Origin of the sequence: Sphingomonas sp. PP-CE-3G-477, assembly GCF_003050745.1 — a bacterium.
Lineage (GTDB): Bacteria > Pseudomonadota > Alphaproteobacteria > Sphingomonadales > Sphingomonadaceae > Sphingomonas.
Window position 1 is genome coordinate 32271 of record NZ_QAOF01000001.1, and the last position, 14158, is coordinate 46428.

Consider the following 14158-nt stretch of genomic DNA (forward strand, 5'->3'; position numbering starts at 1 on the left):
ATTTTACCGATGACCCATGTCACGTCGCCCGTTCGCCGCCGCCGCCTGCTTCTGATCGTCTCAAGCGCGCTCGGCGGCATCGCGGCCTTGCCTGCGGTTGCGCAGACCGTGCCAGCGCCGCCGGTACTGCCGACGCGGGCGAGCGTGGATTCCGTGCAGACGAACCTTCTCGGCAGCGATCCCCGGATCACGAGCCCGAACGGCAATCTGAACGTCGAACTGCGCGCCAACAATACGGTGATTAACTGGAAGGGGTTCAATATCCCTAAGGACCAGGCGGCGAACTTTGAAAACGGCACGGCGTCGAGCAATATCGCGGTTCTCAACCGCGACATCTCCAGCAATCCGTCGCAACTGCTCGGCAAACTCACGAGCAGTGCCGGCGTCGCCGTCTGGGTCTTGAATTCCAACGGCATCGTGGTCGGTCCGGGCGCAAACTTCACGACCGGGTCGCTGGTGCTGTCGACGCTCGACGTCACGGATACCGACTTCCTGGACGGCGGCAGCAACTATCGCCTGAGCAGCGGTATGAACGGGGCGGGCAGCATTTCTGCTATCACCGTGGCGAGCGGTGCCCAGATGACGGTCGAGGGCGGTAATCGCGGCCTGATCATGATCGCGCCCAGGATCGAGGCCGACGGCGTGTTCCAGGCCAAGGGCCAGGACGTCGCGTTCGTGACGGCGACCGACGTCACGCTCAACTATGCGACGAACAGCCCGCTGTCGGTGACGCTCAACCGCGGCACGGCGGTACCGAAGAATAGTCAGTATGTCCGCGGTACCGTCGATGGGCGCGACGCGCTGTTCGCGCTGGCATCACAGGGAAACATCACCGACGCGTTGCTGCAAATCGATGCGCGTGTGACAACCGCATCGAACGGCCGACGCGGCATCGTACTATCCGCCGGCAAGCCCGACACTGCGGTGGCGGGGATCACGGTTGCTGGTGCAGCAGTGGACACCGGCGGCATCGCCGGGGTCTCTGTAAGTGGCGTAATGTCCACCCAGTCCGACGATAACGGTGACATCATCGCCGGCGCCAGCGGTACCGCGAGCTTTGCGCGCGCTCTCACGAGCGGACGCGATGTGATCCTTTCGGCTGGGGGCGCGCTGACGGTGGCGGGTGATGTGACCGCCACCCGCGACTATCGGATCGCCGCCCAGGGTATTGCGCTGGGCAGTGGCACTTCGGCTATCCAGCGCGCCGGTCGAGGTGTCGATCTCGTATCGACCAACGGCAACATTACCGGCGCTGCAGGTTTGTCGCTGCGTTCCGGCGGCAGTGCCGGGTTGACGTTGTCGACCGCTGGCACAGCGGCGGGCGACATCTTGTTCGACGCGACCAGCAGCATCTCCGGCGGCAGTGACCGATCGGGCTATGTCGATATTCGCCAGCGCGGTCCAGCCAACCAGATCACCTTGGGCAACGTTGCCGCACGGGGCTTGCGCCAGGCCATCGGCGCCGGCGCGATCCGCAACGGGCTGACGACGACCAGTTCGCTGGCGCTGGGCAACATCGACGTGCGCGATGGACTGGCACTCGATGCTGCGGGCATCAGCGCGGGGACGCTCGCGTCCGATCGCGGCGTCGCCATCGTCTCCAACGGGGCGTTGACGACCGGCGCGATCACTGCGGGAAGCGGTCCGGTCGCGCTGACCGGCGGCGGCACGACTTCAGTCGCCGGTACGATCACAGCCATCGGCAGCACCGTGGCCGATATTACCATCGTTCGCGATGGGGCGATGACGCTTCAGGGGCTGACGGCGACGCGTGACGCGCAGATCGATGCTGTCACCGGGGCCGTTTCGATTGCGGGTGCCGTCGGCTTGGGTCGCAACTACCGGGTTTCGGGAAGTGGCGTCACGCTCGGCGCTCCCGGTGCGGTGACGCAGCGCGCCGACGGGGCGATCACGATCACCGCGGGCGCGGCCGGCATCACCGGACTCGAGGGGCTGGCTCTGCGCTCGGACGCGAACGGATCCGGCAACGACCCGTTGACCCTTGCGGTCACCGCACCGTCAACAACGGGGATCGCCTTCGCGCCCGGCACCAGCCTGTTCGGTGGAACGTCGCGGCAGTCGGATGTTCAGCTCCAGCTGAACGATGCAGCAAGTCCGATTTCGCTGGGTAAAGTCGAGGCGCGCTCGCTGACTGGGCTGAGCACCACCGGCGCCTTGCGCTCGGGCGACGTCAATATCGTTCGCGATCTTACCGCTAGCGGTGCGTCGATCGCCACCGGTGCGTTGACGGCCAGTTCGGGCGCCGTGACGCTGACCGCGACGGGGGGCGCGCTGACCATTGGCGCGGTCGATGCGGGACAAGGCATCACGTTGACCGGAACCGATGCGATCGCCACCGGTCGCCTGACCGCTCGCGATGCCGTCACCGTAAATGCCGTCGGCGCTGCGACCTTCGGCAGCGATGTGACGGCCGGGGGCGCACTGACCCTGCGCGGCTCTACGCTGGGGTTTGCGGGTGGCAATGTCCGGAGTGGCGGATCGATCGACTTGCTCGCATCGACTGGCGGTATCGTCGCTACTGGTGGGGTTGCTCTTGCCTCGACCAGTACACGCACGAGCGATTTCGTCCGGTTGCAGGCGGCCGGTGTCGACGGCATCGTTCTGGCCTCGGGCAGTTCGATCACCGCGGGCGCCAATCGCGCCTTGCGCATCGGGATCTTCAACGCCGCCGCCGATGCGCCGCTCAGCCTGGGCAACGTCACCGCGCGGTCCTTAAGTGCGCTGGGTGCAGCCAACGCCGACGCCACGGTCCTTGGCGGCGCGATCGTATCGGGCGGCTCGCTGACGTTCGGCGCGCTCGACCTGGTAGACGGCTTTGCGGCCGAGAGCGCCGGCGGTAATCTGAGTGTCGGTCGACTGGCGGTGACGGGCGCGGGGCAGGGCATCAGCCTGCGTGCCGCCAGCGGAACGCTGACCGTGCAGAACGACGTGTCCGCCAGCGGCGACGTGACGCTTGTAAGCGGTACCGCGCTGCAACTCGGTACGGTGGAAAGCCGTGACGGGCAGGCCACGCTGACCAGCGGTGGCACCGTGACGCTGGGTACACTTGCGGGTCGGCTCGGTGCCAGCGCGAGCGGGACGCGGATCGCGATCGATACGGTCCGCGGCGGTGCCGTCGGGCTGACCGCCAGCAGCGGCAACGTGCAGGTCGGGCGGATCGACGGTGCGGCAGTGACCGCCACTGCCACCGGTGGTGCCGTCACGATCCGCAACGCGCTCGCGGCGACGGGCGCCGTCAACCTTACCGCGACCGGCGACGTGCGGGTCGGCGGGGCGATCACCGGTGCCGGCGTCACCGTCGGCGCACAGGGCGATACGGCGCTGCTCGGTGGACTGCAGGCGCGCGGCAACGTGGCGCTGTCGGGGCGTTCGGTTACGCTCGGCGGCGCGCAGGGCGCCACGGGCAGCTATACCGCGACGAGCAGCGCAGGCGCGATCACCGGCAACGCCGGAACCGCGATCGTCGCCGACAGCGACAACTTGGGTGGCGAGGCGCTGAGCCTGACCGCAACCGGCGGTGGCATTACCTTCGATCCCGCCACCTCGCTACGCGGAGGCAACAGGACGTCGGCGGTTTCGCTCACGACCGATGGCGGGATCATCACGGTCGGCGACGTCGGCGCGACGGTCTTTACCGCAGCCGGTGCGGGAAGCATCCAGACCGGCAATCTGACGTTGACCAACTCGCTCGGGCTGAGCGCGGCGGGTGGCGTCATCACGGGTGCGATCGCAACGGGCGATGGCACAGTCACGATCGACAGCCTCGGCGGCGCGGTCACTACCGGCGCCATCGATGCGGGTGGCGGGGTATCACTGGCCGGCGACACGGTCGCCTTCGGGACGGTTCGGGCGGCGTCGCTCAATGCGACCGCGAAGGTTGGAACGCTGACCGGCGGCGATATCACTGTGAACGGCGTCACCGCTCTCCAAACGCCGGGTGCCTTGGCCGTCGGTGCGATCCGTGCCGGCAACAGCGTATCTTTGAGTGGCAGCACCGTGCGGTTCGATCGCGTCGAGGCATCGGCTTTCAAGGCGACGGCGGGTGCCGCGCTGAACGGGGGCGATATCGTCACGCGCGGCGATGCGACGCTGACGGCGGGCGACGCGCTCGCGGTCGGTGTGGTCGATGCGGACGGTATCGTTGCCCTGCGCGGCACGACGGTGAACGCAGACCGGATCGATGGCGCATCGCTTACCGCAGTCGCAAGTAAAGGCGCATTGGTCGCGGGAGACATGCTGATCGGCGGGCCGGCGACGATCGAAGCGACAGAGGGGCCGATCAATCTCGGCACCGTCGACTCGCGCGGCGATCTGACGATCACCGCCGGCGGCCGGCTGTTCGCGACGGGCCTCGTCTCGGGTGGCACGGCGGCGCTGAGGACGACCGGTCCAGGTTCCGACATCCTGCTGGCGAACGGTCTCGTCGCGGAGAATGCGGTGGACGTTCGCGCGATGGGGAACGTCCGCGCGCCGGTCATCAGAAGCCGCACCGGCGATCTTACCATCGCGGCGCCCAACGGCGAACTCTCCGGCTACGACGCGAACGGCGGAGTTTCGCTTGGTGCGGGACCGGGCAAGGCATTCTCCCTGACGATCGGCACCGCGGCACGGTTGGGCGACGTGGTCGGCGGCAAGCTGACCGTCACCGCAACGTCGATCAGCGCAGGGCGGGTCGACACCGGCAACGAGGCGCTGGAACTGCGCGCGACCGACGGTGACCTGACGCTGACCGGGCCAGCCAGCGGCGGCACCGTCACGCTTGGCGCAAGCGGGCGGACCCAGCTCGCTGGCGTCACTTCGAAGGGCGCATTGACGCTGACCGGCGGCAGCATTGCGTTCTCCGATATTTCGGGGGCGACGGTCGACGCGACGTCGGCAGGCGTAATCTCCGGCGGTTCTGCGGCGGCGACTGGCGCTTTCGCGATCCGCGGCGGCGCGGTGACCCTGAACCAGGTGAGCGCCGGCACGACACTCGGCCTGACGGCGACGGGCGGCGATTTGACGCTGACGGGAACGGTTACTGGCGGCGACGTCACGCTTGGCGCTAGTGGGCGGACGAGCCTGGCCAAGACCACGGCCAGCGGTGCGCTAATCCTGACCGGAGGCAGCATCGCGTTCTCCGATATTGCGGGCGCGACGATCGACGTGACGTCGGCCGGCGCGATCACCGGCGGTTCGGCGACAGCGAATGGCGCTCTCGCGATCCGCGGCGGCGCGGTGTCCCTGAACCAGGCGACCGCCGGCACGACACTCGGCCTGACTGCGACCGGTGGCGATTTGACCTTGGCGGGTCCGGTCACTGGGGGTGACGTCACGCTGGGTGCGAGCGGGGCGACGAGCCTAGCCAAGACCACGGCCAGCGGTGCGCTGACACTGACCGGTGGGAGCATCGCGTTCTCGGATATTTCGGGCGCGACGGTCGACGTGACGTCGGCGGGTGCGATCACTGGTGGTTCGGCGACAGCTGCGGGTGCTCTCGGCATTCGCGGTGGCGCCGTGACCCTGAATCAGGTGAGCGCCGGCACGACACTCGGCCTGACGGCGACCGGCGGCGACTTGACGCTGACGGGGCCGGTCACTGGCGGCGACGTCACGCTCGGCGCCAGCGGGAGGACGAGCCTGGCCAAGACCACGGCGCGGGGCGCCCTGACGCTGACCGGCGGCGGTATCGCATTCTCCGATATTTCGGGTGGATCGATCGACGCTACGTCGGCAGGCGGAATCACTGGCGGGTCCGCGACCGCTACAGGCGCTCTCGCGATCCGCGGCGGCACCGTGAACCTCGGTCAGGCCAACGGCGGCACGACGCTCGGCTTGACCGCGACCAACGGCGACTTGACGCTGACGGGCCTTGCAACCGGCGGCACCGTGACGATCGGTGCAAGCGGGCAGACCGCTCTGACGGATGTCACCGCCAAGGGCGCGATGACCCTTACCGGCGGCACCATAGCGTTTGCCAATATCGTGGGGGCCTCGGTCGGCGTGACGTCTCCAGGTGCAATTACCGGTACCTCGGCTACGGCCACGGGAGCACTTGGCGTGCGCGGCGGTACGGTGACCCTCGATCGGGCCGGGGCGGGCGCGGCACTCGCCCTGACCGCGACCAACGGCGATCTGGCCGTGACGGGACCGGTAACGGGAGGCGACGTCACGCTCGGTGCCAGCGGGCGGACCAGCCTCGGCAAGGCCACGGCCACCGGCGCGCTAGTGCTCACCGGCGACAGCGTCGGCTTTGCCGACATCGCGGGCGCATCGATCGACGCCACGTCGACCGGCGCGATCACCGGGACTTCGGCGACGACGACGGGCGCACTCGGCGTCCGCGGGGCGACGGTCGCTCTAGGTCAGATCGCGGCAGGCGGTACTGCGACGGTGGCGGCGACCGGAGGCGATCTGGCACTGACCGGGCTGACGTCCGGTAGCGATGCAATCCTGAGCGCAACGGGCGTGGCGCGGATATCGGGCGCGGTCACTTCGGGCGGGGCGTACCGGGTGACCGGTGGCAGCGTGACACTCGGCGACACCGGCATCGTCCAGAAGGCCGCCGGCGAGGTTAGCATCACCGCGACGTCGGGCGACCTGACGGGCGTACGCGGCCTGACGCTGACCAGCGACTCGGATGGCACGGGCGCGGATCGGCTCGTCCTCGATTCCGCAGGCCAGATCGCCTTTGCAGGCACCCGGATCCAGGCGAGACCCGGCGGCGGCGCGGTGCTGGGCCTTCGTGCCGGGGCGGGCCGCGCGATGCAGTTCGGCAGCATCGAGGCGTCGAGGATCGGCAGCTTCGACGGCAACGCGATCGCAGCGACACTCTCGCATAATGCCAACATTGGCGCCGACGACATCGCGGTGTCCGACCTGTCGGTGGCGTTGGCGCGCGGCGACCTGACCTTCGGTAAGGTCGGCGCATCCGGCAACCTCACACTGCGTACCGACGCCGGTGCTATTGCGCTCGGCGAAGTCCGCGGCGGCGATATCGAGCTGGCGAGCAACGGCGCGCTGACCACGGCGAACGTGACCAGCACCGGCGGGACATCGTTGAAGGGCGAGACGATCGATGTTCGCGGCAGGCTGTCGGCCGCGCGGCAATTGCTGGCGGATGCGCGGGCGGCACTGACCTTGCGCGATGTCGGTGCGGGCGGCTCAGCGACTTTGAAGGCAGGCGGCGCGATCGTCGCCGACACCGTAGAAGCCGCGAGCATCACCGCCAGCGGGGCCGGTGTCACGTTGGCCAACGCAAAGGCGGGCGATGCGCTGACGCTGACCAGCGGCCGCGATCTGTCGCTCGGCAGCGGGGGCGCAGGCGGTTCGGCGACACTCGATGTCGCCGGGCTGGCGACGATCGGCGCGCTGGCCGCCGGCCCCGCCGTTACTGTCACCGCGAACGATGTCGCGTTGAACGGACCAGTACGCGCGCAGACGGTGGCGTTCGCCAATCGTGCGTCTGCCACCACGACGATGCGGATCGGCGATGGCACCAGCGCGGACGGCTTCCGCCTGTCCGATGCCGAGGTGCGACAGGTGACTGCCGACACGCTCCGGTTCGACGCGGGGGCCGGTGCGATGGAGGTCGGCACGCTGGCGCTGGGGACCGGCAGCGGGCGGGTGGTCGAGATGCTCGGCACCGGCGACATCCGCGTGATCGGTGCGGTCTCGACCCAGGGCAGCGGTCGTTCGGTGCGGATCGGCGGCGGGCTGGCCGAGGGCAACGCCAACGCCATCCATGTCGTCGCGACCCGAGACGGCGGCGGGCGATTGCTGTTCGACGGATCGGATGTCGAACTGCGGGGCACGCGCATCGCGATCGGCCTCGCACCCGGCTTCATCAGCACGTTGCAACCAGGCGCCGCCGGCATCGCGCAGGCACAGTCGCTGATCGGCAACGGCAATTCGGCCTTGTACAACCCGCAACTGGGCGGCGGCTTCTACGATCCGGGCTCGACGACGACGCTGTCGGCGCGGTCGCTGACGGTGCGGTTCGGCGATTATGCGCTGTTCCAGAACACCGCGATTCCGGGTGAGTTCTCCGGATTAAAGCTCGGAGGGACACAGGGTGCCCCGGTGTCACCGGCTTTGCGGATCAGCACCTTCGGCACCCCCGCTCAGGCAAGCGTCGCGCTGTTCGGGACGATCAACGGAATCGACGGCGCCAGTGCCGCGCTGCTCGGCAATCCGGTGATCAACATCGATCCCGTGCTGCTCCCCAACAGCCGTATCAACGGCTGTCTCGCCGGGTCTGGCGCGGGGTGCATCAACACCATCGTGATCCAGCCGACGCTGCAGGTGTTCGACTGGAGCGGCGAAGAGGTGTTCGGCATTTCGCGCGACGTCACCGTGCCGTTCGCACCGCTGGTCGGCAGCAACAACGAGGAGTTGTTGACCGACCTGCCGGCATTGGCGCCGCAATCCCTGACCGACCAGAAGGCCAAACCCTGATGCCGCGCTCGATGCCTCGTACCTATAAAGCCTTGATGATGATGGCGTTGGGCAGCTCCGCGCTGGCCGGCTGCGCGACCGTCACGCCGCAGGCTCGCCTGGAGACGGTCGGACTTGGCCGCAATCCGGCTGGCGAGGCTTGCATCGCGACGCGCAACTGGTCCGATCCCGGCGTACCGGATCGTTTCGCGCGCGCCTATACGATCGCCTGTTCCGGCGTTGCCGCCAGCCGGCCACTCGGCACCGTCCGCGCGATCAAGGCGACGGCCGAGGCTCAAGCCGCGCTTGACGCGCAGTTCGACTGCGGTCCCGTCCAAGCAGTACGCGTCGCCGCGACAGAGGGCACCGCACGCCGCTGCCTCGACAGGATCACCGGGCTCGAATCGGTGCGGCTGGATACGGCGCGCGGCGGGATGCACTATGCCGCTGCCGGCACGCCCGCGCTGCTGCCGTTGCTCGAGGAGGCGCTCGGAATCGTGTCGGGCGTGCTGCCGCCGAACACGGACGTCACCCGGACGCCGACCGCGACGATCGACATCGCCCGTCTCGCCGCTCGGCCGAGTGCGACCGGCGCCGATCTGGCCGCGGCCGATGCGGCGGGGACGATCGCCGCGCCGCTCGACGTCGCAACCGCGCTGGCGCAAGGGATCAGCCTCAACCACAAGGGGCTCTATGTGGAGGCCTCGCGCATCCTCAACGATGCGCTGAGCCGGTTGTCGCCCACCGCATCTGCCCCGTCTTCTACTACCACCACCGCTCTGTTGAGCGCCGAACTGCTGCTGGAGGCGGCACTGGCGGATTCGAACATCCGTTTCCCCGATGCCGCCGCCGCGCATTTCGCAGCCGCGGATGCGATCTTTGTTGCACAGCCGGCCTCGCGCACCGCCTTCCTGTCGCGCAAGCGCGATACCTATGTCGCGCTCGATGCCATCAACCGCCATGCCTTTCCCGAGGCGCTCGCAACGCTCGATCGCGTGTCGAACGCGCCCGCCGCGGCAGGCCAGCCGTTGCGCGATCCGTCGACGTTGCGCCTGTTGAACCAGCCGCGCCAGAACGGCACCGCGACGGCACTCACCGTGCCCAATGCCGCCGTGCTGTCGCAGTTGGTGCTCGATATCCAGACGCAATATGGGCGCAGCGTCGCGCTGCTGGCGCAGGGTGACCGCGACCAGGCCGAAGCCGCGATCGATCGTGCCGCCGCGATCTATCGTCCGCTCGCCAACGAACGGCTGGACCAGACGCAGCTACTATGGCTCGGCGCCCGGATCGCCCGCCAGCGTGGCCGGTTGCAGGCGCAACGTGGCGATTACGCCGACGCCTATGACAATTTCACCGACGCGGTCGACATGCTCCGGCGCAGTGCGATCGCCAATGCGGGGACCGGCAACGAGCCCGCCATCGCCGAGGCGCAACTCGATCGCGCTGCAGTCTATGCCCGGACCGGCGCGTCGCGCACGGCGGTGCGTAATGCCTTTGGCGAGGCGGTCGACGCGCTGATCGATTCCCACGGTACGTCGCTCGGCAGCGCGCTGGGCATGCAGGATTACCTCGATCTGCTGGTTGCCGAATCCGCCAAGCCGCTACCCGATACCTATGACCGGTTCTTCCGGGCGGTGCAGGCGAATGGCGAGCCCGCGGTTGCCCGCCAGCTCAGCCAGCTGCGGACCACCGTGACTGCCGACGGCACGATCGCCACGGCGTTGCGCGAGCGCGCCGATCTGGAAAGGGAAATCACCCGGTTGCGCTATACGTTGGCGGGCGGAAAGACGGACGAGGCTGCGCCGACCGACCTGTCGCGCGCGCGAACGGCGGCCGAACAGCGTCTGCTCGCGGTCGATGCCCAGCTTGCCGCCGATCCGCGGTACCGTACGCTCGACGACGCACCGGCGACATTGGTCGAACTGCGCGCCGCACTGCGTCCCGGTGAAGCGTTCCTCAAGCTGACCCGGCTCGATCGTCGCATCTACGGCCTCGTCGTGACCCCCGACCGGACGTTCGTCTACCACGTCGCGGACAGCGGGGCGGCAACGCGAGCGATCGAGACGCTTGGGCAGCAGCTGCGCGCTTCGATCGATGGCGGCCTCGACGTCGGCAAGCTCGTTCCGTTCGACGAAGCGCGCGCCTATACGCTCTTCCGGCTGGTCGCGGGGCCGGCGGCGCCGACGCTGCAGGCCTCGCGGTCGATCGTCGTCGATCCGGCCGGCCCGCTCGAGACGCTGCCGATCGGTGCGCTCGTGACGCGCTATGATGCGAATGAGGTGCGCGCCGACCCGTTCGACTTCTCGCAGACCGCGTTCCTGGCGCGTACCGCATCGATCTCCAACGCGCTGTCGCCGCGATCGTTTCTGGTCGCGCGCGGCACCCCGGCGTCGCGAGCGCAGCGCGCGTTCATCGGCTTCGGCCAGCACAGCGCCCCCGCCAGCGCAACCGGGGTGGCGGCACTCCGGCCAATCTCGGTTGGCTATGGGTGTAGCGTCGACTATGGTCGTCTCGCGTCTCTGTCGCGGACCTTGAAGCCGATCAGCGCGCGCGAACTCAGTATCGCGGCGGGCGCGTTGCAGGTCCGTGACGCGCAACTGCTTACGGGCGCCGCGTTCACCGATACCAGCGTCGAGGCACGTGGCGATCTCGACCAGTATGAGGTCGTTCATTTTGCCACGCACGGCCTGACCGAAGGAATGTGGGGTTGCTCCAAGTCGCCACCCGCACTCGTCACCTCGTTCGGCGATGCCAAGTCCGACGGATTGCTGAGCTTTTCGGAGATCGCGCAACTTCGGCTCGATGCGAACCTAGTGGTGCTGTCCGCGTGCGATACCGCGGCGGGCGTGCGGGACGAAGGGCTCGCCCGCAGTTCCGGCCAGGAGGAGGCTGGCGCAACGCTCGAGGGGCTGGTGCGCGCCTTCCTCACCGCCAACGCCCGCGCGGTGCTCGCCACCTATTGGCAGGTGTCGGCGGAGAAGGAGAGCGACGAGTTCATCCGCGCCTTCTACGCCCGCGCACGCACCGGCACGATGGGCGAGGCTATGCAGGATGCGCAGCGCGCACTGATTGCGCAGCCGGCGTATTCGCATCCATTCTACTGGGCGCCGTATTTCCTGGTCGGCGACAGCAGCAAGACCGCGCTGACAACTGCCTCGCCCGCTCAAAGTCCGCGCGTCGCGGCAAAATGAGCGCGGTACGACCACTCGCGGGGGCGGCGATCGGCGTCGTCCTGGTGGCAGTGTTGCTGGCGTTCGGGCCTCCGGTCGTTGCCGGATGGTTGAACGGTACATCAGGGGCTTCGGGCGAAAGCCTTTTCACGCTGGCGATATTCGGGCCGATGCTGGCGATCGGCATCGCCGGTTGGTGGCTGGATCGTGTGACTGGCCCGGTGTTCGGCGAACGTCCCGGCCGTGCGACGGTGCTGGGTTTGGCGCTGGGCGCGGGTGGCCTGGCCTTGGCGGTCGGCTATACCTGGCTGGCTGGTAGTCTGGTCGGCGGAGCCGGTAGCACGGTCCTTTCTACGTTGCTGCTCGGCATCGTGACCGTGATGCTTCAGGTCGGGGCGGAAGAGATGCTGTTCCGTGGCTGGCTGCAACCTCAGATCGCATCGGTCGTCAGGGAGCCTGTTGCGGTACTGCTCGTCGCGGTGATATTCGCGGCGCTTCACCTGTTCGGGGGCGCGACTGGTGTGCTGACGCTGACCAACCTGATGCTCGGCGGGATCCTGTTCGGGCTGATCGCGGTCCGCGACGGCGGCATCGCCGGGGCGATCGCCGCGCATTGGGGATGGAATGCGGGGGAGCAAATGCTGTTCGGGCTCGATCCCAATCCAGGCGTCGGTGTGTTTGGCGCGCTCTTCGACTTGGACCTGATCGGCGCGGCGCGCTGGGGTGGATCGGAGCAAGGCCTCAACGCGAGCGTCGCAATGACGGTGGCGCTCGCGGCAATCGTGATCCCGCTGGCGCTTCGATACCATTCCGTAACACCTCAACCTTTACGCAGAAACTCAACTTTTTGACACACGACAACTGGGCTGCGGATCAGCGATAGATTTGAACAGTCGATTTTGCACTGTAGCCAGCTTCCGGGCGGATGGTCCGTCCGCGCACGATGTGAAATTCAGCCATGCGAGCCACGCGCGATATTCCCTTTTCCCATTTCTGCCAGGCCAATTGAAAACAGCTTACGGTCAAGCCCCTTGGTGGTGTTTCCCAACGCATCGCCGCTGGGTAAGCGTGTTTGGGCAGTCTGCCAGACCCGATCCCGAAACACCGGCGGTAGGCTCCGGATCAGCACGAAGCATGCAACAGAGCCTGACCGATCGAATGCTTGGAGCGGCGCGAGGCGACTGCATCGAGATTGCCCTCATGCCAGCATTGTAGATGAAGCTCGTTACGGAGGTTCTGCTTACCGTTCGCGGCGGGGCAGCGTCGCACGCAATAGTTGGCCGGACGACTCTCCGTCTTCCCAACGATGAGGGTAGCAGTACAACGGTATATGGACTTGGTGCGTTCGATCCACGCAACGGCGGAGAAGGCATGGAGAAGCAGGACTTCAGCAGGTTCCACCCGATGCGCCGGTTGGGCGACGCGGTGGATCGCGGTGCCAGAGCCGCCCAGCAGGGGCTGCGCGGTGCCGCCACGAGTACGGACACCCACCTGCGGGGGCGAGCGCTCACACAAGGTGAGCTGGGCATGATCGGCTGGATGTTCGGCCGTGTGCCAGGGGTGGAGAGGGCACGGATCTTCCCGCTCAACTTTTGGTGGCCGTATCCGAACGACAGGGCCATGACGCCCAATGGCAACATCTACTTCCCCAACCAGGACTTCCGAGACGATTTCAGTCTGCCGACCGTGCCCATCGAACTTCGAGCACTGTTCATGCACGAGGCGACCCACCTGTATCAGCACTACGCGCTCGGCATGTGGCTGATGCTGAAGGGCCCATTCGACCGGAACTACGGCTACCGGCTTGAGAAGGGTAAGGCGTTGAGGGGTTACGGCATCGAGCAGATGGGGCAGATCGTGCAGGACTACTACACGCTTCGCAACGGAGGCCGCCCTCGTCTTCGTGGCGTGCGGCCCGACGACTACGCCAGCGCCGTGCCGGTGCGTCGATGATCGGTCGGTTCGTCCTTTTCGTCCTGTGCATGGCCGCCGCCGTTGGGGGCTGCTCGAACGGCGACACGGTCACCGTCACGCATAATGCGGAAGATGGTGGGTCGTGGGCGAACTGGCATGCCGAGAAGCGAAGCGTCGACCGGGTCGCAGATGCGGCGATCAATGAGCCCGGCGGCGGCGACTACGCTAAGGCCGCCGATGCGATACGGGGATCGTCCAGGCCACCGGCGGTGAAGCAGTTCGAACTGGGTCAACTGATCGTGGGCGGCATCATGGACGACGCCCCGAGGCGCCCGCCTGAGGATCTCGAACAGGGTCTGCGCATGATGGAGGACTCCACCGTGACGGCCGGGCAGAAGGACGAAGGCGCGGTCCAGCAGCTGCGTTTCTTGTTCGAGCGGGGGGATGGAAAGCCGCCGCACGGGTTCCCGACAGATCCGCAGGTGGCCGCCTGCTGGCTGGCCGTGGAGGAGCGGCGCAGCGACGATCCCGCAGGCTGCATCATACTGCGGCGCTCGCGCATGCCGCACGTCGGCGGGTAGGTCACGGATCGGACGCTCGCGGAGATGGTTCTCTCTAGCCGTGAGCGTGCGGACGAC

Annotated in this window: 5 protein-coding genes; all 5 read left to right on the top strand. The window is 67.8% G+C overall.

Annotation, left to right across the window (positions count from 1 at the left end; translation table 11 throughout):
- The first annotated feature begins 9 nt into the window (after nt 1-9).
- The 5 genes from C8J45_RS00145 to C8J45_RS00165 all read left to right on the top strand — a co-directional run bounded on the left by C8J45_RS00145 (nt 10) and on the right by C8J45_RS00165 (nt 14101).
- A complete protein-coding gene (locus C8J45_RS00145; protein ID WP_181321043.1) occupies nt 10-8457 on the top strand; it encodes a filamentous hemagglutinin N-terminal domain-containing protein in 8448 nt (2815 codons plus the stop codon).
- Between the two features lie 35 nt (nt 8458-8492).
- Nucleotides 8493-11627, top strand: a complete 3135-nt coding sequence (locus C8J45_RS00150; protein ID WP_181321044.1) for a CHAT domain-containing protein — start codon at nt 8493-8495, stop codon at nt 11625-11627.
- 149 nt (nt 11628-11776) lie between these two features.
- Nucleotides 11777-12457, top strand: a complete 681-nt coding sequence (locus C8J45_RS00155) for a CPBP family intramembrane glutamic endopeptidase (RefSeq protein ID WP_181321045.1) — start codon at nt 11777-11779, stop codon at nt 12455-12457.
- Nucleotides 12458-12977: 520 nt separating this feature from the next.
- On the top strand, nt 12978-13559 hold the full coding sequence (locus C8J45_RS00160; RefSeq protein ID WP_107961407.1) for a hypothetical protein: 582 nt from the start codon (nt 12978-12980) through the stop codon (nt 13557-13559).
- Complete coding sequence (locus tag C8J45_RS00165) at nt 13556-14101, top strand: hypothetical protein (protein WP_107961408.1); 546 nt, start codon at nt 13556-13558, stop codon at nt 14099-14101. The genes C8J45_RS00160 and C8J45_RS00165 overlap by 4 nt, the downstream gene beginning before the upstream one ends.
- Nucleotides 14102-14158: the final 57 nt, after the last annotated feature.